Here is a 19,888-nt window from a genome sequence, read left to right as displayed (position 1 = left end):
GTCATCAACGCCCCGTTGCTCTCAGAATATCGTAGATCGTTTCACTGAATACGCGACCTGGAACGTTGCCTAGAGCAATGGGTTTGTTGTCACCATAGTAATAATATTGCTTGTTATTCGGTTTGAAGAAATGTAGGGATTCCAGGGTAATGTCATCCAATCCCTCGTAATACGTGATGCTCGTACCGCTGAATTGCAATTCTGCAACAAGATCTCCGTACACTTTATAAAATTCATGATACCAGCCGCCGTCCTGAGCCGGTCCTTTGATCCAACCGTATTTCTCCAGTGCTTTGGGGAAAGCCGTTGGTGAGAAATCAGACTCGGGCAGATGATCGTATTCATTCTTCATTATATCCTCATCTTCCGGCTGGTGAATCTCACGATTCAATTGCTCGAATGGCTGCTTGATCTCGTAATCCTCCAACTGCGTTGTCCAACCTTCAAGCGTCGCCTGATCCAGCTCCAACGGGTGTATAAGTCCCACTTGTGCACCTGAAGGCAGATCAACCTCGTCTTCATCCACGGAATTGAAGGTGCCGTCCTCCATATAACGGAAGGTGCTGATTAGTGCGCCATCCTCATATGTTCCCCAGATCAGACCAACAGCAAATTTTTGCATGATTACATTTTGTACAAACAGTGCTTTCCACTCATCGGCAGACCACAGACGTTGCTTGGACAATGACTCTTCCAGACGCTGCGCCTGAATGTTAACCATGGATTTGAGATCTTTTTTCAGCTGTGTGAAACGTGCCTTGGACTGGGCTGCCAATTCAGGATCATCTTTCTGTGCAGGAGCAGGCAGACTCTTCACGGATTTGCCCGTATCTTCATTTAAGACAACGACTTGTAAGTCTCCATTGACCTTAACAAGGAAGGAACGCTCTCCGTAACTCAGCTGCATGGTTCCTTTTTCATCAAAACCAAGTGTAGTGACCAGCCGATCCTCCAGTTGTTCCGAGGTAAGTCCCATATTATCGGCTGCAAGCTGCAATGCTTCTTCTGCTGCACCTTTCACCTGACGGTTCTTCACGCCACGTTTGATTTTATCAATCGCCATAAGAGCGGATGGATCTTTCAGATAAGCGAGCACTTTTACAGCGTCTGCTGCAATCGCGCCACGACTGTTTTCTGTCCATTCCTTAATTTGCGGAGCCAGAATATTCACAATGTGAATATCGCCAAAGAGTGCTGAAACATACATCACCCACTTTTCTTTCGCGGGGGCACCTTCTTGAATCCAGACCTGAAGCAATTCACTTGCAAAACGAGCGAGCGATGCCTCACTTACGTAATCCCGTAATTCATTTAATCTTTCATTGGGTCCAGACGTGTGATCCAGCGATTGCACCAAAACATAAAGCTTAATTCGGTCATCTAACGGCTGATTGTCCTCTGTTCGCATCAGGGAAGGGAGGTCTTTCAGGGACAACCAGCTTAATCTGGACAGCTTTTTGTTATCTGCCTGATCAGCAAGCGCAGCATGAGCATACTCCGGGCTCAGATCTGCGGTATCCAGCAGAATTTGAATCAGGTTCTTCCAATCCTCTGCCTTCTCTTTCTTCAAAAGCTCACCGTACAGCTCCTTGCTGTTTTCCAGACTGCGGATTGCGGTCAGAGCCATCTCTTTGATTCCCACTTTTTTCTCCGAGAGGTATACGAGCGTATACAAGTCCTGATCAGGAATTCGGTTGAATTCCGCTAACGCCACGCCGTTGGCCTTTTTGGAAGAATCCTGCAATCCGGCACGAATCGCTTCGGCCAATATTTTCTTCGATAACTCATCACGCTGTTCAAAGGTAATCTCCAGAATTAAAATGCGTGTATCTGTTGGCAGTTTCTTGTACTGTGTCAGTGCATAGTCCAGATTCTGCTGAATGATTCGGCGGTATTCCTCATGCGGCATGGATCTATATCTGTAGTCGGTCATTCCATTGAGTGAGATCAGGCTGGTTAGCAATTTCTCACGTTGCACCTCAGGATCTTGCCCATAACGTTGAAGCAGCTGCTCTCCACTAAACGCGTATGAATTGTACATGTCCGAGATAATATCCAGTGTCCAATCGGGATGAGTGGTCAGGATTGCGAACCTGCGCATCGCCTCCGAGTCCAAGGGCAGAAAACTAATACTAATGAGGTTGTGAACACGCTTCTTATCCCGATTCAGTTGATTAAACAACGCGCGACTATTCGGGTCCTCCCAATATTCCTCAAGGGTGTTTTCCCCACTTAAGTATCTTGCAATCGCAAGTCCTTGACGCCCCCCATCCAATGGATGCCGAAGAGCGTTGAATACCGCTTGCTCCAAGGACCCCTCCGCATTGGGCAGCTCCAAACCCTGATCCTCCATGAATTTCTGAATGCAGAGTTTGAGGAATGGCGGTTTCATAATCTCGTATGCTCGAATCGCTTGTTCAGGACGATTTGCGATCGCAGATTGTAGCATGTTCCAAGATACCGTGTACGAATTAAGCTCGTCCCGCAACATTTCAACCAACTGATAAGGCTCATCCAGAGGTACAAGTCCAGCAAGCAGATCATTTGGACTTTTTGCTCTAGGGTCCATACTCAGCAAGTAACGGCGAACTTCAAGTGGATAAATCTCATGTAATTGATGTATTGTGTGAAGCAAAACATGCCCAATCTCACTATTTGTATCAAGGAACCGTTGTTTACCTCCACTAATGTTAATCAGGTACAACAAGGCACTGCTCACCAGTACCATCGTTTGATGGAATACAGCATGTGAACATTGCTCTTTTGGAGAGAAAGACGTATTGGGATATAGCTCCGTTATGAGCTGATTACGCTTTTGCTTGAGGAATTCATCCTTCAATTCTTGGGAAGATCCGTTATGCTTTCCTTGAATATTACTGACCACTACAGGTTCAATCAACGTATGTAGCTCGCCCCGCAACTTATCTGCATCATTAGCCATTACATGTTGAAACAACACTGGTAACGATTGAACAGAAGATTGAACCTCTGCAAGATGAGAAGCCATGTCACTGAGTCTTGAATATAGTTGCAGCAGCATTAGTGCATTAATTACATCCCGGTAATCCCCTTGACTGTCCGCTTTTTTGGAATCAAAAAGCCACTGGGCACGCTTTAATTTACTCTTTAATTCAGTCAGAATTTGGTTCTCGCCTGCAAACTGTTTGATCTTCTCCAACCGGGACAACAATCCATCCATGCGATCAGCGCTTTTGCTCTTCCCGCTCAATCCGTAGGCTTCGGAGTCATTTCCCATACAGACAGTAAAGGCATCCGTTCTCCATGAATTTCTTTTGGAATAATTGGATTCCAGATATATCACAATAGCCCCGGCACGGTAAAAGATATCTCCATCGTCTTTTTTAGCGAGCTTCATGAGCAGATCAATCGTTTGATACACATAATGACTCGAATTTCCCATCATATCCGGGAACATGTCTGTCGTTCCCAAGACGTAATCGATAATTTCGGAGCTGCGATCTGTTTTCAATGAATACTCGTTTGAACAAGTTACTGCGAATTTCTCCACCAAAGTTTCAACTGCGCGGTCTGCGGTAAGCATTACACACTCCTCCTTGAATTTAAGTGATGATCTCGCCGATCCAATCCGCGAGTTCGTTAGGCGTAATTGCTGCTACATGAGCCCCCATATTGGTTAATGTCTGGGCGGCATGTTTGTTATAGACTGAATCCCCGTTAAAATCGAGCGCGGTGAGAACCAGCAATTTGCATCCTGCATCGATGATATCTTTACAGGCTTTGTACATTTGCGCGATCGGGTACCCTTCCTCCAGATCACTGACCAGAATAAAGATGGTTTTGCCTGGATTATCGATTAACGTCTCGCCATAACGCAACGCTTTCGTAATATGTGTCCCCCCGCCGAGCTGTACATTCATGAGCACGTCTACGGGGTCTTCCAGTCTGTCGCTCAGATCAACAACCTGCGTATCAAATATGAATAATTGGGTGCGCAACGCATTCAAACGGTAGAAGATACTGGCCATCACCGAACTGTAGATGACTGAATCCAGCATACTGCCACTCTCGTCCACACCAATGATGATGTTCCACTTGTTATGGGGCTGAATATTTCCGTCGAAATAGAGGCGATCAATCACAAATCTGCGCTTGTTTTTATCGTAATTCTTCAAATTCTTGGTGATAGTTCGCTTGAAATTCAGATTGCGCAAGGATCGTACTGAACTGGAGGTATAGCGACTGCGCTTGCCCATGATACTGGCTCGGGTCTGAGATTCCAGCTTGCTGCGTAGCTCTTCAACCACGGTTCGAACGATCTCCTTGGCGCTTTTTAACACCTCACCTTTCATCCGTCCTTTGAACTGCATAATGTTCTTGAGCAGATTCATGTTGGGTTCAAGGGATTCAAGCAGCTTTTTGTCTGTTAACAATTCTGTCAGCCCATAACGATCAAGCGCCTGTTTCTCCAATATTTCTACCGTTGGTTTGGGGAATAGATCCCTGACCTTGTGCAGCCATTTCGGTACAGTCAGGTTAGACGCACCGCGTCCTCCCTCTTTTCGGTAACCTTGTTCTTCACCGTATTCACGATTGTACAGATACCCCAGAATCTCATCGATTTCCGTATATTGAAATTCAGCCGAAGTATATTGGTCTGTATTACTCAACCCTTCTTCAGCGGATTCACCGAGAATCAGACGCCATCGATTCAAGGTTTCAGCAGAATGTTGACCCCCTCGGTTGCTTCCATCCGGATTGGAACTTTCATTGATTTCTCTGGTTTCGTCCGTTCTCCGATTCGCTTCATTCATATTAGCTTCCATGCGGCAAACTCCTTTCGAAGCGCTTCGTCCCATGCTTTGGACTGGATCAGCATCTGCTCATCCACCGCAGGCCTCAACATCTCCTCTGGTTCAACCTGATGCAGACTCGCCACCCGTTCAGCAATCAAGCCCGTCTCCATTGGTGTAAAGTAGGTGAATGCCAGCCGCAATTCCGGTACCATACTGATGAAATCGTCGTATGACAGCTGTTCAATCATATAATTCAACTCAGATAAGAGCTGATCCTCATATAAAAAAGCGTCACGTGCTACAGTGAATACTCCCTGTAAAAAAAGTGCCGTCTGACGGGTCTGATCCGGTGTACCATGAATATATCCACGTGCACGATCAACAATCTCTTCCCTGGGCCTGTCACCGAGCCCTGAGGAGATAGCCACGCACACACCCTCCAGCTGAGCCGGAAGCTGGTGATCAGACAGAAGCTTATTCAGATGTATTCGGAATGTCTCATCCTGAAAATACCCCTCTGATGACTCCGCGAGCATGGCTAGCAGCTTCAATCCCTGAATAATGGCTTCATGTTCATCCGGATTGGCTCTGGAGAGCTGTAGCAGCTTGTCTACGGCATTCCTGTAAGCCTCGGATACCAGCTCAGGGAGTTGTTGCCCGTCAGATAATCCCAGTAGCCTGCGGTGCTGATGAATTCGGTTCAAGACATGCAGACTGTTACATAAGGATAGAAAATTCCCGTCGGTTCTCAGCGCCGAGCGAACCTGTTCATAGAGTTTCATCGCTGTATCCTGAAGTCCCATGAGCAACGCTTGAAGCATGAGTCGGGCAAGTTCACCGCTATGATGATCCGGTATTTCCTGCATCTGTTCTTCCATTTTGCGTGTGGCTGCTCCAGCAAGTGTCCCGCCATAGAGGGAGTTCTCTATCAATCTGGCTTCAATGCGGGATGAGTACATATAAACCCAGGTTTCGCGAACAAGATTCATATCACGCTCTGCGATCCAGTCCGGCCCCGATTGCCGTTTCGCGAATTCCGGAACCAGATAGGTGATGCATTGAATCAATTGGCTTATCTGACGATGCTCCGGTTTTGCATACAGATCCAGCACTTTCTTGTGTTGACCTGTTGTGCGAATCTGCAGTTTGTACTCTGTACAACGCATCTTGAAGTCCTCCACGATGGGAATACTAAATGGATTGGGAGCCACGCTTCCAATGACGTCTCCTGTCAATAACTGCTGCAGCTCTTGCAGCGGTTTATCGGTCGCCAAGGTAAGCTCCCCCTTCACAAAGGAAGAGAGTGCTGCATCCATTAACTCATAGACGCCGCCTTCCTTTTTACCCCGAAGCCCGGCAAGCCCCTGAATCATACTGTATGCCTCAATTGCATCACTGGTTGATACATGCTCGTGTCCGTCCCGTAATTGGCGCATCAGCCGGGATAACAAGTCCAGAGCCGTTAGATTATACGGTGTACTCTTTTTGCGAAGCAGCTGGTTCCAGATCTGATCGTAATAATTTACATAAGGCATGCCGCTCGCATATCCATTGAGCCGATCCGCTTCAGCAAAGGTATAGACCATCGGGTACATTTGTTGGTGAACCGTATCTGGATCAACCGCACTTTGTTGAGAAGTAATTGGTTTACCTTGCCCATCCGAACGTTGGTCTGCATGCTGTTTATCCATTTCTGGCTGTTCCAATTCAGATTCATGTTTCTCTGACATCAACAGTCCATACGTATGAAATCCACCAGTAATGACAAGCACACGGTCATGCTCCTGCACCGCTTGTTTAATATTTTGTTTCATATGCGCTTCTCTTGTCAGATCACCTGAAGACTGTAATCGTTCCGTGGAATAACACATTCGGGATAAAGTACAATACGTGAATACATCCTGCACGAATGCCTCAGTAGATTTCTCCAGGCCACCAATCTCAAACACCTTTTCCCACAATTCATCAAAACTGCGACAGTTTGTTTTTTGGCATAATCGGTTAATAAAATCAGACCCCGCAAGCAAGGTTTCATCCTGAATGGATATCTCCTTTTGCTCTGTCTGGCCGGATTTGGATGCGCGAGTGGAGAAATGTTGATAGTCCAGGTCAATAAACTTCGCCTGAATATCCAGCCGTTTTGCTTCTTTCAAAGCCACATATTCAGGCGAATACCGAAGCATCGGATAATAGCAGGCTTCTCTCTCCAATTCACTTTCATAGGTATAGTACAGACTGACAGGAGGTATCGTTGCCTCATCACTCAGAACCGAAATTAATGGATTACCACTCTCCGGTCCTTCGATCAGAATAATATCCGGCTTGTACTCCCCAATTAATCGTAACAAGTGATATGAACATGCAGGGCTATGGTGTCGTATTGGATAATAGACCGTATGATTACTCAGGTTATATACTTGGGACTCGAACAGGGATTGTAACTGATCAACATCAGGGTCCAGTGCTGCTGTTAACCGATCCATTTTCTCTCCTCATAATAGTCCTTCCACATTCCCTCTTCTCTGGAACGCTCTTTTACGACCTTGGAGAAGTAGGTTTTAAGAATGGACAGATCCTTGTCGTTTTCCTTTGCAATGGTTCCCAGCATGTTCTGTACCAACCGATCCAGTGCAATAGCTTTATCTTCATAATAATAGGAAGTCATCGCACTCTGGACATAGACAGACACTGCTTCCGCCGTACTCATGGATGCTTGCGGGGTGTCAAGCTTGTAGCCTTCCCGTGTCATGCCGGTGCGCAGTTCCATAAATGTTGTAGCCAGCAATTCAACCACGTCCGGGTTAATGTCAATATCAATTCCACTATGTAATAACAGGCTTCGTGCCTGGGACTCAATGATTTTGGCTTCCATCTTTACGTTATAAATGGGCTTGATTGTTTCAAAATTGAACCGACGTTTTAATGCACCACTCATTTCGTTAACACCTTTATCCCGAATATTGGCTGTAGCAATGACGTTAAATCCCGGTTGGGCAAACAGTACACCACCATCCAGTTCAGGAATGCTCATGACCTTGTCACTGAGAATACTAATCAGACTATCCTGCGCTTCGGCGGGACAACGTGTAATCTCTTCAAAACGGGTAAGAATGCCTTTCTTCATTCCGTTATATAACGGTGATGGCACAAGTGCCGCTTCCGAAGGGCCTTTATCAAGCAACATGGCGTAATTCCAGGAATACTTGATCATATCTTCCGTCGTGCCTGCCGTACCCTGAATCGTATTCAGACTGGTTCCGGAGATTGCTGCGGTCAGCAGTTCGCTAAGCATGGTCTTGGCTGTCCCGGGTTCTCCCACGAGCATTAATCCTCGATTGCCTGCCAGAGTAACCACTGCACGTTCAATTAACACGTCATTGCCATAGAATTTGCGGGTAATCGGGATCTCTTCTCCATTCAATAATGCAGGCTTATCCCTGCCTATAATAAAATCGCGCACATAGGCGGGAGATAACAGCCAGTTCGGGGGGCGTTTCCCCTGATCTTCCTCTCGCAGCGCGCGTAATTCAACCTCGTATAATGTCTCGGCGGGTGGCTTAAGCATCTCCATCGTCAAGGTGTCTCCTCTCACTTAAACAGATCGTATGTTCTTATTCCTATCATTTTATCACAGCACTCCAGCAACTACCCGGTAAAACGATAAAAATGGTTGAAACGTCCTTCTTATCAGCACTCTTCCTAAGTCCATGGACATAGCCTCTAGCGCAAATATGCAGGTGAAATATCCATACAACCGTGCCAACACACTGGTTTCGGATCCGAATCAGCATGCTTATTACCCATGTAAACGCATTGTAGGCCATATGACCTCAGGATTCATTACACTTTCGATAATGTGTTTCAACCAAATGAAGCTGAATATCACAAAGAAAACACAGGCCATCAGCAGCCCGTGTCTTCTTATATGTTCAAATTTCATCCAACCTCTATGAATTTTAATCGAAACTAACCAATCTCTCAGAAGTCTCTACTTACAATCTACGTCCGCATGACGCGGAATACAGCTCGTACCACTCATAACGGGTAAGCTCAATATTCGTTGCATCACGACAGGCCAGAATTCGTTCTGGTCGAATCGAACCAATGACAGGTTGTATCCCTGCTGGATGCTTCATTAACCAAGCCAGTACAATAGACTCCGGTGTCACCCCACGCTCCTTGGCCATTCGATCAACCAGTTGAACCGTATGCTCAATCTCCGCGCGCTGTCCCTCAACTACCCTGCCAGTAAATCGCCCCTGAGCAAGGGGACCCCAAGCTTGCAGTTGAATATGCTCTGCCTGACAATATTCCATCGTGCCATAGGGAAACACGTTGTCTCTGGCTTGGGGCCGATTAACCGTCACACCGGCTTCTACGAATCCGATTTTATCCAGACTCATCTCCAACTGATTCACAATCAGAGGTACTTTACTATGAAGCTGAAGAAGGCGAATCTGTTCAGACCCCATATTGGACACACCAAAATGGCGTACTTTACCGGAATGATGCAGATCAGCCAGTGCTTCTCCAATCTCTTGTGGATGGGCTAGTGGATCAGGACGGTGTAACAGCAAAATGTCCAGATAATCGATCCCGAGCCGTTCCAGGATACCGTCCACACTCGCCAGAATATGTGCACCTGAGGTGTCATAACGCTGCGGTCCTTCATCATCACCTACAAGACGTATACCACACTTCGACTGTATAATGATCTGTTCTCGCAAGCCAGGAGTTTCGGATAAAACTCGCCCCAATACATGCTCCGCTTTACCACGTGTATATATATCCGCCAGATCAAAGTGATTAATACCTATTTCGATAGCCGCTTCGACCGCTCGATGACCCTCCACGACAAGATCTGAAGTAATGGGAAGCCCGTCCCATTCGCCCCCAAAACGCATACAGCCAAGAACCATTCGACTTGCCGGAATCCGGTGTTGATGCAAAGGAAGTTGTGTGTAAGACATGTCAGCGTTCACCTCGTTTTCATTTTTACCAAGCATAATAACCAATTCTATCTACCATGTCTTCTTCCATCTTCCTCTATTTTCCTGCTCAATCATCCACTTGGACCAAAAACAAGGTTTCAAAAGCTTATGTATTGAATATATAGAGGGTGCAGGTATTATCTAGGAATATGAGAGGAGATTTTGCATTTGAAACCGAATGAACCGAACGAATCCTCAAGGCCAGCGTTTTTTACCAAAGAATTCACGCATAACCCTTACCCGGTATATGAAAAGTTAAGAAAAGAAGAGCCCGTTTTCCGAGTCATGTTTCCTCAAGGAGAATTCGGCTGGATAATTACTCGATACGAGGATGCAGTCCAGATTTTGAAAGATCCTCGCTTCAGCAAAGATATAGTCCGACGTTATGGCGCTGAAAATCAAAGCATTTTCTCGAATAATATGTTGTTCTCCGATCCGCCAGATCATAAACGTCTTCGCGGTCTGGTGCAGAAAGCGTTCACGCCCAAACTGGTCGCAAACATGCGAAGCCATATTCAGGACATTGCTGATGATCTGCTGGACAACCTCCCGTCACAGGAAAAAATGAATCTGATCGATGACTTTGCCTTCCCGCTGCCCATCATTGTTATTAGTGAAATTCTGGGGGTCCCTGCCCAGGATCGTGATCAATTCCGCATATGGTCCAATACGGTAATTGACGCTTCCACAGCCGAGAGCGCTGAGCTGTTTGAGCAGCATTCCAAGGAGTTTACGGATTACCTTACGGCCTGGTTCGCAAAAGTACGTCAAGACCCGGGCACAGATCTGATCAGCCAGCTCGTCATTGCAGAAGAATCCGGGCAGCAGTTAACTGAACAAGAACTGCTTGGCGTGGTCTCTTTATTAATCATTGCCGGTCATGAAACAACCGTTAATCTCATCGGCAACGGCATTCTCGCCCTGCTGGAGCATCCGGAGCAACGCGAACTTCTTATCAAGCAACCCGAGCTTATTCACAATGCCATTGAAGAGATGCTGCGTTATAACGGACCGGTGGAGTTCAGCACATCCCGGTGGGCTCTGGAAGATATTGAATTCCGTGGACAGCATATTGCTCAAGGTGAACTTGTCATCGTTGCGCTTGATTCCGCCAACCGGGACGAACAGCAGTTTAAGGATGCTGATATCTTCGACATTACCCGCGAGAAAAGTTCACACCTGGCTTTTGGCAAAGGCATTCATCTTTGCCTCGGAGCCCCGCTTGCTCGTCTGGAAGGTGAGATTGCAGTCAGCACACTTCTGAATCGTTTTCCAAATATACAGCTTCAGGCAGATGTGAATGAACTGGAATGGAGACCTGGCATGATTGTTCGTGGTGTCAAGGAAATCCCGGTTCAACTTAAATAATGGCCAAATATGAACAAATGAGAGCGAGGCACATGACATCATGGAAATGAGCACCTTGGTATGGATCGTTCTGTCGCTTCTGATCCTAGTATTATTGGTCCGAGTTACCAGCCTGCAACGCCAATTGAATGAATTGAAAAAAGATGTGGAGCGTCTGGAGAATGGTTCCACCGCAATCGCCAGCCCACGCTCCGACTTCAATTACACCTTGTCGCCGAAGGAAGCATCTCCTTCACACACAAGCCCACCGGGTCAAACTGATCTGGATTTGGAGCTGCTTGCACTTATACAACAAGGGAAAAAAATTATGGCGATCAAACGACTGCGTGAAGCCAGAGGTCTTTCGTTGAAGGAAGCCAAAGACTATGTTGATTCCCTGGATCGGTAATATACAACTCACATAACTCTCGGGGGAAGTTACTCCAGACTTTCGGCTGTTAACACAGACGCAGTAGAAATTATGGAATCTTCGTCCGAGAGTTTACTTTTCAAACGACATATGCTACTGTATTTCTATATTACTAGAAATAAGAAATAAAGACGAAAGGACGGATCATTATGCAATCAAACTCGAATGAGATTGAACAAGTGGTCAAAATTCATAAAGCACTGGGCGAGCAAACACGGTACAAAATCATTCAGATCTTATCGGGCGAAAGCAACCTGTGTCCTGCCGATCTGGAGAGCCGCCTTGTTACGGTTGCCCTATCGACTCTGTCTCATCATCTGAAACAGCTGTCCGATTGCGGCCTGCTTACATCGCAGAAGAAAGGTACTTATATCTACTACAGCCTGAACACGGAGACCGCACAAAAGTTTGTTCCCTATCTACTAAATAAATAAAAAAAATTTGAGTTGTATTTCTATATAATTAGAAATATTGAAACAACGCACGATATTTATTAGTAGAACTAGGTCACTTAAGTTTACGCTTATACCATTATTCATTATCTAGGTTGTAACATCACCGTTCGTAGATCGGTTGCATTCAGAGCATTCATGTCTTGTTCTATCGTCTTTATTTCTATATTTCTAAAAATATAATAATTATAATCAGAAAGAGGTTATGTTTCCATGTCTTCTACGCTCAAAATCTATGTTCTTGCCTTGGTCAGTTTCCTTGTAGGAACGTCCGAATATGTCATTGCCGGCATTTTGGATCGCATTGCAGATACCATGAATATCTCTTTAATCGCTGCCGGACAGCTCATTACGATTTTTTCACTCGTATATGCGCTAGGTACACCTGTCATTATTGCACTGACTTCGCGCTGGGACCGTCGCAAGCTGTTGCTATACTTCCTCGGTCTATTCGTTGCGGCTAATGTTCTTGCCTATCTGTTGCCGGGTTATGGACTGTTCGTCACAGCACGCGTGTTGATGGCTTTGGGCGCGGGCGTTGTTGTTGTCACGGCATTAACGGTCGCTTCCCAAATAGCGGCTGAGGGCAAACAAGCTAGTGCAATCGCCACAGTAATCACTGGATTTACGGCTTCCCTGATTGTTGGTGTTCCGCTCGGAAGGCTCGTTGCTACATCTTGGGATTGGAAACTCGTTTTTGCCGGCATAGCCGTTCTTGGAGTCCTCGCCATGCTGGTAATTGCGGCCGCCATTCCGCCTTCCAAAGCAGAAGCCCCTGTTCCACTGAAGAAACAACTGTCTTTGCTCAAACAGCCACGAATTGTACTGGCACTGCTGGTGACCTTTTTCTGGTTAGGTGGTTATTCCATTGCCTACACGTACATTTCACCTTATCTTGTATCCGTTTCAGGAATGAGCGAAGCACTACTCAGTTCAGCTTTACTCGCATTTGGCATAGCTAGTCTGATCGGTTCAAAAGTTGGAGGATTCAGTGCTGACCGATTGGGTGTCAAACGAACGCTGATCGCAGGCATGACATTGCATATCGTGAGTCTGGTCCTGTTGAATATAACAGCAAGCTCTCATCTCGCTGTCTTCCTTGTTCTGATTTTGTGGTCTTTTGCCGCGTGGTCCTCAGGTCCAACTCAGCAATATAACCTGGTCACCATGGCTCCGGAATCCTCTGGCATTATGCTAAGCCTGAACAGTTCGGTGATGCAACTGGCGATGGCTGCCGGCGCAGGTATTGGTGGAATCGCGGTCAGCAGCGTTTCATTGTCATCCATCACCTGGATTGGCGCTGTCGGGGTTGCTGTTGCCGTCATGATCGTTATAGGCTCGTATCGTTCAGCATCTGCTAAAAGTACACAAACCAATGCGTCACACAACGTTGCCTGATATAGATTTGCAGTGCCATTCGTAGTATAAAAGAGAAATTAAAAAGAGAGGTCACTGTACGCATACAAGGACCTCTCTTTAAACATTTTAACGACTATTCTATTGCCGATAAACTTAACTCTTATTGGGCTGTAACTGCACCATCGATCGGATATACTGCACCATTAATATATGGCGCTTCATCTCCCAGAAGGAAGGAAACGAGGTTCGCGATCTCTTCCGGTCTGCCTAGACGTCCAGAAGGAATGCTGTCAACAGTTGCTTTGAACACCTCAGGGTTGTCTTTACCGAACTGAATGACCATCGGCGTCTCAATTGTACCTGGAGCAATCGCATTTACACGAATGTTGTCCTTGCCATATTCAATTGCAGCAGTACGCGTCAAGCCAACCACGCCATGTTTGGTTGCTGCGTAAGGTGCAACTGCAGGTACACCAACAATACCGGCTGTAGAGGCCGTGTTCAGAATGGAACCTCCACCTGTTTTGAGCATTTCAGTAATTACATACTTCAACCCGTAGAATACACTTCTCAGGTTAATATCAATGATCTGGTCAAACTGTTCAATCGTATGTTCAATCAGTTTGATCCCAGGACCTGCAATACCTGCATTATTAAAGAACATGTCGATTCGTCCGAACTCTTCGACTGCTTTTTTTACATAATTCTCAACTTCAGGTGCTTTACTCACATCTGCTTGTACAAAAATTGCTTTACTTCCCAGCTTCTCAATCTGCTTAACCGTTTCAAGACCTGTCTCTTCGACAAGATCCACAACGACAATGGATGCACCCTTCTCAGCCAGCTTTAGTGCTGCTGCTTGGCCCAATCCACTTCCTGCTCCAGTAATAATGGCTACTTTTCCTGCGTGACTCATGTTGATCTCCTCCATGTGTGTGTGTCATCTTGTGAATGGATCGATGAATACGATATGAAACGTACTTACATGCAATGATGCAATATGTAGGTCAAAAATGGCATAAAACCTTCTTGACTTTACCTATTCTAATAGACTTTCGACATAAAAACAAATCATATAATATGCATTCATACTATATTCCCTGTCACATTTTCAGCATTTATATTGAAGGAGCACACAACTATAACGTCTTGTTGCATGCTCCTCTTTTACATATACAACACTTTTCAAGTCGGTATCTCTACAACTTCAAACGGTGCATATCCGCTTATCAAAACACTTTAACGCAGCAAATTCGTTTTTGCCAATTCAATAATTTCGTCACCGCGTCCGTTAAGCACGGCTTTCATCATCCATAAGGTGAATCCTTCCGCCTGTTTGATATCAATCTTCGGAGGTAAGGACAATTCCTGACGATTCACCACCACGTCAATCAACACAGGACCATCATGCTGAAGCGCACGCTGCACAGCTCCTTCCAGTTCATCCGGATCCTCAACCCGAATGCCTTCCATGCCCATGGCTTGAGCAACCATCGCAAAGTTGGGATTGACAAGCTCTGTGCCCGATTCCAGGAATCCGGCAGCTTTCATCTCCAGCTCAACAAAACCGAGTGCTCCATTATTAAACACCACAACTTTGATCGGCAAATTATGCTGTTTCAGTGTCAACAGATCACCCATCAGCATCGTAATACCACCATCACCCGACAAAGAGATGACTTGTCTGCCCGGATCAGCGACCTGAGCGCCAATTGCCTGTGGCAAAGCGTTTGCCATCGTACCATGACTGAATGAACCGAGCAGCCTGCGGTTGCGGCTCATCTCGATATAACGGGCCGCCCATACTGTCGGAGTACCGACATCACAGGTGAAGATGGCATTTTCAGCTGCGGCATCACTAATAACCTTGGTCAGGTACTGCGGATGGATGGGCTTTTTACCCGGTTTTCCAACGGCCAGCTCGTCCAGATCGTTGCGTACTTTCACATAACGATCCATACTTTTACGCAGATGTTTGTCACTGTGTTCTTCTGTTAGATAAGGAAGCAAAGTTTCAATGGTCGCTTTTACGTCCCCACATACGCCGTAATCCAGCTTCGTGCGCCGACCCAGATGGGAAGATTGAATGTCGACCTGAAGGACTTTCGCATCTTCGGGATAGAATTGACGATATGGGAAATCCGTTCCCAGCATTAATAGTACATCACAGTCCATCATGGCATGATAACCGGATGAATATCCAATTAGACCCGTAAGACCTACGGAATAGGGGTTGTCATACTCCAAATATTCCTTGCCTCGTAGCGCAATAACCATCGGGGATTTCAAGCGATCACAGAGCTGCATAAGGGGTTCCCGAGCGCCGGCGCAGCCTGCACCGCACAATAACGTAATTTTTTTGCCTTGATTCAGATACTCCGCCAGTTTCACGAGTTCCGACTCAGAAGGATGTACCACGGGATTGGTCGCATGATACACGTGCTCAGGCACAGGCAGATTCGCTGCTTCAAGTCCTGCTACATCCCCCGGCAATACAACGACGGACACACCTGAACGTGCAACTGCTGTCTGAATGGCCATCGTCAGAGAACGCGGCATCTGTTTTGCTGTTGTAATGACTTCACAATAATCGCTACATTCCTGGAACAGATACTCCGGATGGGTCGCCTGAAAATATTCACTGCCAATCTCGTCACTTGGGATATGTGCAGCGATAGCGAGTACAGGAACACGATTGCGGTGACAGTCGTACAGACCATTAATCAGATGCATATTACCAGGACCACTGCTACCTGCACAGACAGCGATACTTCCACTGACCTGAGCGTCCGCCCCAGCAGCAAATGCAGCTACTTCTTCATGACGTACATGAATCCATTCGATCTTGCCCGAACGACGAATGGAGTCGAGTACCGCATTCAAGGAGTCTCCAACAATGCCATATATGCGTTTGATGCCAGCGTTCAATAAGGATTCAACCAGAACGTCCGCGACTGTTTTTTTCATAAGTGATGGGTCTCCTTTAATTGCTCATTTTGATTATGTTTCCACTCTGTTAATATACCTATTCTTATACCCCAATCTTTCGAAAACCGAACCAACTCATATGTATGTCTATATATATGAAACAAAAACCTGCCCCTTGAACCGTTATTTCATTGTTAGCAAAATGCAAAAAAATCCGCTTGTCGAATGACAAACGGATTACGGTTAAACTAGGTTTATTGTTATTTCATGTGAATTCCCAAATCCAAATCAGACACTAGATAGCAGGCATCACATTGCCGCCACTTACCGGGATATAGGCACCCGTGATAAATGAGGACAGATCCGAAGCGAGAAAAGCTACCGCATTGGCGATCTCCTGATCCTCACCCCTGCGCTTCAGCGGCACAGTACGCGTATATGCCTCATCATGTCCAGGCTCACTGGAACGATCACGTTCACTAATTGTCCATCCAGGTGCAACCTGGTTCACGGTAATCTGATACTCGCCAACTTCCTTGGCCAGCACGCGATATACGCCATCCATTCCACGTTTACCAGCGGTGTAGGCCGATTGGTGAGCGAAGTTTTGCATCGCACATTCGGTATTAATGCCAATGAACCGCCCGGCTCTGATATCTTGCATATGTGGAATGAAAGCTTTGGCCAGATACACACTCTGCATGACACAGGATTCAAACTGGCTCAAGTAATCTTCAGGAGACTGTTCCAACACCGTTGTCCATTCATATTGAATGACTGCATTGGCAACGACGATATCCACACCGCCGAGGACAGGCTGAATTTCATCACGCATCCGAAATGCCGTATCCTGCTTGGTAATATCCCCCTGTACAATTACAGCCTTACGACCAAGTGCTTCAATCTCACCTTGAAGCTCCCGAGCCTTGGTATCATTATTTATGTAATGTAGAGCCAGATTGGCGCCACAGGCTGCCAATGTGCGGGCGATTACTCTACCCAGTTGTCCGGTTGCGCCTGTAACCATAGCCGTTTTTCCTGAAAGATCCAATTGCATAACAGCGAAAACCTCCTTGAATTCATTTGGTCGAAAACGATTTTGGAAATATGTTATTTTTGTTCATTAATTACGCATTATTCAGAGATATATACAGCATTGTTCAATGCTGTATATGGTTGTATATGGTAATTCAACTTTTTTCCTCTATGTGGAGACTATTAATTATGATGTTGAATAAGATCAATTTCCTGGAAGCGACTGACTTCCTTTTCCCAACGCTCTTCTACATATTGACGGTGAACCGGGTGATTGTTGTATGCATCATACGCAGCCTGATCTGCAAAGACCATCGAGAAGCTGTAGTCAAATTCATTCTTCTCACTTACCTGTCTCAGAACCTGAAACTGCTCTACCCCAGGAATGACAGCCAGTGCATCCGAACTTTCCTTCAAAAAGGCTTCGGCCTCCGGTGTATCTTTACCCGCGTAAAGTGTAAACGTTACCATATGTGTGATGCTGCTCATCTCTATTTCCTCCTCCAATATGTTCGTACTCGTTTCCTAGTGTACATCCGAATGTGTTGTAAGCGCAATAATTGGTTGAATTAATTTTTAATGTACACAAAAAAACCTCAGGACAAATCCCGAGGTTTTTTGTAATGTATGGACAAACTTATTTGTTGATGTTGTATTTACGGTTAAATTTATCAACACGACCACCGATATCCACGTTTCTTTGTTTACCAGTGAAGAACGGGTGGGATGCGGAACTAGTGTCCACACGGATTACTGGGTAAGAGTTACCGTCTTCCCATTCCATAGTTTCGTTAGAGAACTTCGTGGAAGAACTCAGGAATTTGAAATCAGCACTTGCATCGTAAAAAATTACGAGTTGTGTCTTTGGATGGATGTCAACTTTTGGCATAATCTATTTACACTCCTTTAATATGGGTACTTCTTTAGAATCAAACTAAATTTTATTATACTCTTTTTTTGGACAAAGTACCAGCAGGATTTGAGGAATAGCTAAAAAAATTATGATATCTGTGATTTTACACCTAATCAGGTGTCAAGCCGTCCCTTTCTCCAGTACATTCAACATGTACTCCAAAGCCTCCAGTTCATCCCTGCCTCTTGTCTGTAATCTGACAACACTACCATATCGAATGGGTAGTAACGCCATTCCAAGCAGGCTTTTGACATCTACACGATGCTCATGCTCAGACTCCATATACGACAAAATAATATCCGAGGAAAAACGTGACGCTTGAGAAGATACCGACATCAGATCATCCCGATGAAAATCAGCGTGTATCATAAATTCATGTACTCTCACAACCTTCAGTTCCTTTCGCTAAGTACTTATTCACCAATATGGTGTGTATCCATTTATATATTAAAATCTTCATGAATTATACCATGTTATGGGAGCTTGACCCATACTTTTTTGCAAAAAAAAACAAAAAAGAGTCCTGAACTGCAGGACTCTTTTCCAGGCTGTTCTTACATACCGTTCGGATATACCATGACCTTCAGACTGCCGCTTTTATTGTGTAATGCGCGCTCCATCGCTTGCTGTGTCTCTTCGAGTGAATAACGATCTGTAATCAGGGACATCACGTCATGCTGGCCGGAGCTCAGGAACTCAATTCCTACTGGATACGTATTGGCATAACGGAATATGCCATAGATATCAACTTCATTGTCTGCGATAAAGGGAACATTGAGTGCGATCTCGTCCTGTGCAGGCAGGCCCACAATCGCAAGTTTGCCTCCACGTCGAAGTGAATACAGAGCAGATTGTAGCGCCTTTGGATTCCCCGCTGTTTCCCATGCGGTATCCACACCCACACCACCTGTTAACCCGCGAATCACAGCCAGCGCATCTTCATTCCGCACATTAATGGCATGCGTGGCACCCATGCGGCGAGCCGCTTCTAGCCTAACTTCTTCCAGATCAGTTACAATGATCTTCTCTACACCGAAAGATTTGGCAGCAGCCACGGCCATGAGTCCAACCGGACCCATGCCCATAATCGCCAGGGTTGTACCCGGAGCAAGCTTGCTACGGCGTGCAGCGTGAATCCCAACGGAGAATGGCTCGTTCATTGCTGCTTCTTCATAGGACAGATGATCAGGAATCGGGAATACCATATCTTCACGCATCACCATGTATTGTACAAATGCGCCATCCACGGGAGGGGTCGCCAGAAATTGTACATCCGGACACAGGTTATAGCGACCTTCCTTGCATGCCGTGCAACGTCCGCAGGTCACTCCAGGCTCAATAGCAACCCGATCCCCTGTTTTCAAACGTGATACGTCCGAGCCCACAGCAGCAATGATCCCCGCACACTCATGACCCAGAATGATCGGTTTTTCCACGACAAATCTGCCTATGCGCCCATGTTCGAAATAGTGCACATCCGAGCCACACACCCCGACAGCCATCACCTGGATTAACACCTCATCTGCTGCGGGCTGCGGAACGGGTTGTTCCTCAATAATAATGTGTCCTGGCTCTGTCATGACAGCGGCCTTCATGTTCTCGGGCAGTTGATGTTGTCCCATACGCATCTCCTCCTCAGGTATGTTCATGCTGTCTAT

General features: G+C 46.0%; 16 protein-coding genes. 4 read left to right on the top strand and 12 right to left on the bottom strand.

Features of this window, described 5'->3' with window-relative positions:
• Positions 1–4: 4 nt before the first annotated feature.
• The 5 genes from FE296_RS25920 to FE296_RS25900 form a co-directional block, all read right to left on the bottom strand.
• On the bottom strand, positions 5–3,562 hold the full coding sequence (locus FE296_RS25920) for a DUF4132 domain-containing protein (RefSeq protein ID WP_150366799.1): 3,558 nt from the start codon (positions 3,560–3,562) through the stop codon (positions 5–7).
• Positions 3,563–3,581: 19 nt separating this feature from the next.
• Positions 3,582–4,805, bottom strand: coding sequence for a VWA domain-containing protein (locus FE296_RS25915; RefSeq protein ID WP_223869031.1), 1,224 nt, complete (start codon positions 4,803–4,805; stop codon positions 3,582–3,584).
• Positions 4,790–7,258: a DUF5682 family protein gene (locus FE296_RS25910; protein WP_150366798.1), complete on the bottom strand. Its 2,469-nt coding sequence runs from the start codon at positions 7,256–7,258 to the stop codon at positions 4,790–4,792. Before FE296_RS25910 ends, FE296_RS25915 begins: the two co-directional genes overlap by 16 nt.
• Entirely contained in the window at positions 7,246–8,346 is a 1,101-nt protein-coding gene (locus FE296_RS25905; protein ID WP_150366797.1) for an ATP-binding protein, read from the bottom strand. The genes FE296_RS25910 and FE296_RS25905 overlap by 13 nt, the downstream gene beginning before the upstream one ends.
• Positions 8,347–8,767: 421 nt before the next feature.
• Positions 8,768–9,745 carry an aldo/keto reductase gene (locus tag FE296_RS25900; RefSeq protein ID WP_124115121.1) on the bottom strand — a complete coding sequence of 326 codons (978 nt, stop codon included), beginning with the start codon at positions 9,743–9,745 and terminating at the stop codon, positions 8,768–8,770.
• 189 nt (positions 9,746–9,934) lie between these two features.
• Between FE296_RS25900 and FE296_RS25895 the strand changes: the two genes are divergently transcribed.
• The 4 genes from FE296_RS25895 (at position 9,935) to FE296_RS25880 (ending at position 13,393) form a co-directional block, all read left to right on the top strand.
• Positions 9,935–11,134 carry a cytochrome P450 family protein gene (locus tag FE296_RS25895; RefSeq protein WP_150366795.1) on the top strand — a complete coding sequence of 400 codons (1,200 nt, stop codon included), beginning with the start codon at positions 9,935–9,937 and terminating at the stop codon, positions 11,132–11,134.
• Between the two features lie 46 nt (positions 11,135–11,180).
• Positions 11,181–11,522: a ribosomal protein L7/L12 gene (locus tag FE296_RS25890; RefSeq protein WP_150367676.1), complete on the top strand. Its 342-nt coding sequence runs from the start codon at positions 11,181–11,183 to the stop codon at positions 11,520–11,522.
• 170 nt (positions 11,523–11,692) lie between these two features.
• Positions 11,693–11,977 carry an ArsR/SmtB family transcription factor gene (locus FE296_RS25885; protein WP_036613842.1) on the top strand — a complete coding sequence of 95 codons (285 nt, stop codon included), beginning with the start codon at positions 11,693–11,695 and terminating at the stop codon, positions 11,975–11,977.
• A 231-nt stretch (positions 11,978–12,208) separates the two neighbouring features.
• The gene (locus tag FE296_RS25880) at positions 12,209–13,393 is read left to right on the top strand and encodes an MFS transporter (protein WP_150366794.1); all 1,185 of its coding nucleotides are present in this window, start codon (positions 12,209–12,211) and stop codon (positions 13,391–13,393) included.
• Between the two features lie 121 nt (positions 13,394–13,514).
• On the opposite strand, the gene FE296_RS25875 is transcribed toward FE296_RS25880, so the two are convergent.
• The 7 genes from FE296_RS25875 to FE296_RS25845 all read right to left on the bottom strand — a co-directional run bounded on the left by FE296_RS25875 (position 13,515) and on the right by FE296_RS25845 (position 19,858).
• Positions 13,515–14,270 carry an SDR family NAD(P)-dependent oxidoreductase gene (locus FE296_RS25875; protein ID WP_124115125.1) on the bottom strand — a complete coding sequence of 252 codons (756 nt, stop codon included), beginning with the start codon at positions 14,268–14,270 and terminating at the stop codon, positions 13,515–13,517.
• A 323-nt stretch (positions 14,271–14,593) separates the two neighbouring features.
• The gene (gene poxB, locus FE296_RS25870; protein ID WP_150366793.1) at positions 14,594–16,321 is read right to left on the bottom strand and encodes a ubiquinone-dependent pyruvate dehydrogenase; all 1,728 of its coding nucleotides are present in this window, start codon (positions 16,319–16,321) and stop codon (positions 14,594–14,596) included.
• A gap of 256 nt (positions 16,322–16,577) precedes the next feature.
• Complete coding sequence (locus FE296_RS25865) at positions 16,578–17,339, bottom strand: SDR family NAD(P)-dependent oxidoreductase (RefSeq protein ID WP_150366792.1); 762 nt, start codon at positions 17,337–17,339, stop codon at positions 16,578–16,580.
• A gap of 161 nt (positions 17,340–17,500) precedes the next feature.
• A complete protein-coding gene (locus tag FE296_RS25860; RefSeq protein ID WP_076215373.1) occupies positions 17,501–17,806 on the bottom strand; it encodes a Dabb family protein in 306 nt (101 codons plus the stop codon).
• A 148-nt stretch (positions 17,807–17,954) separates the two neighbouring features.
• On the bottom strand, positions 17,955–18,206 hold the full coding sequence (locus FE296_RS25855) for a type B 50S ribosomal protein L31 (protein WP_062834756.1): 252 nt from the start codon (positions 18,204–18,206) through the stop codon (positions 17,955–17,957).
• Positions 18,207–18,350: 144 nt separating this feature from the next.
• Positions 18,351–18,617, bottom strand: coding sequence for an HPr family phosphocarrier protein (locus FE296_RS25850; RefSeq protein ID WP_026081056.1), 267 nt, complete (start codon positions 18,615–18,617; stop codon positions 18,351–18,353).
• A gap of 167 nt (positions 18,618–18,784) precedes the next feature.
• The gene (locus FE296_RS25845; RefSeq protein ID WP_317889439.1) at positions 18,785–19,858 is read right to left on the bottom strand and encodes an NAD(P)-dependent alcohol dehydrogenase; all 1,074 of its coding nucleotides are present in this window, start codon (positions 19,856–19,858) and stop codon (positions 18,785–18,787) included.
• Positions 19,859–19,888 lie beyond the last annotated feature (30 nt).

Source organism: Paenibacillus sp. UASWS1643 (assembly GCF_008693195.1).
In the GTDB taxonomy this organism is placed as follows: domain Bacteria; phylum Bacillota; class Bacilli; order Paenibacillales; family Paenibacillaceae; genus Paenibacillus; species Paenibacillus amylolyticus_B.
Note: the sequence above shows the minus strand (reverse complement) of the source record. Positions and strands in the feature narration are given on the sequence as shown.

Excerpts from the sequence above, each read along its gene's own strand:
- FE296_RS25920 (WP_150366799.1), bottom strand. The coding sequence starts at position 3,562 with ATGCTTACCGCAGACCGCGCAGTTGAAACTTTGGTGGAGAAATTCGCA.
- FE296_RS25915 (WP_223869031.1), bottom strand. The coding sequence starts at position 4,805 with ATGGAAGCTAATATGAATGAAGCGAATCGGAGAACGGACGAAACCAGA.
- FE296_RS25910 (WP_150366798.1), bottom strand. The coding sequence starts at position 7,258 with ATGGATCGGTTAACAGCAGCACTGGACCCTGATGTTGATCAGTTACAA.
- FE296_RS25905 (WP_150366797.1), bottom strand. The coding sequence starts at position 8,346 with ATGGAGATGCTTAAGCCACCCGCCGAGACATTATACGAGGTTGAATTA.
- FE296_RS25900 (WP_124115121.1), bottom strand. The coding sequence starts at position 9,745 with ATGTCTTACACACAACTTCCTTTGCATCAACACCGGATTCCGGCAAGT.
- FE296_RS25890 (WP_150367676.1), top strand. The coding sequence starts at position 11,181 with ATGAGCACCTTGGTATGGATCGTTCTGTCGCTTCTGATCCTAGTATTA.
- FE296_RS25885 (WP_036613842.1), top strand. The coding sequence starts at position 11,693 with ATGCAATCAAACTCGAATGAGATTGAACAAGTGGTCAAAATTCATAAA.
- FE296_RS25880 (WP_150366794.1), top strand. The coding sequence starts at position 12,209 with ATGTCTTCTACGCTCAAAATCTATGTTCTTGCCTTGGTCAGTTTCCTT.
- FE296_RS25875 (WP_124115125.1), bottom strand. The coding sequence starts at position 14,270 with ATGAGTCACGCAGGAAAAGTAGCCATTATTACTGGAGCAGGAAGTGGA.
- poxB (WP_150366793.1), bottom strand. The coding sequence starts at position 16,321 with ATGAAAAAAACAGTCGCGGACGTTCTGGTTGAATCCTTATTGAACGCT.
- FE296_RS25865 (WP_150366792.1), bottom strand. The coding sequence starts at position 17,339 with ATGCAATTGGATCTTTCAGGAAAAACGGCTATGGTTACAGGCGCAACC.
- FE296_RS25860 (WP_076215373.1), bottom strand. The coding sequence starts at position 17,806 with ATGAGCAGCATCACACATATGGTAACGTTTACACTTTACGCGGGTAAA.
- FE296_RS25855 (WP_062834756.1), bottom strand. The coding sequence starts at position 18,206 with ATGCCAAAAGTTGACATCCATCCAAAGACACAACTCGTAATTTTTTAC.
- FE296_RS25845 (WP_317889439.1), bottom strand. The coding sequence starts at position 19,858 with ATGCGTATGGGACAACATCAACTGCCCGAGAACATGAAGGCCGCTGTC.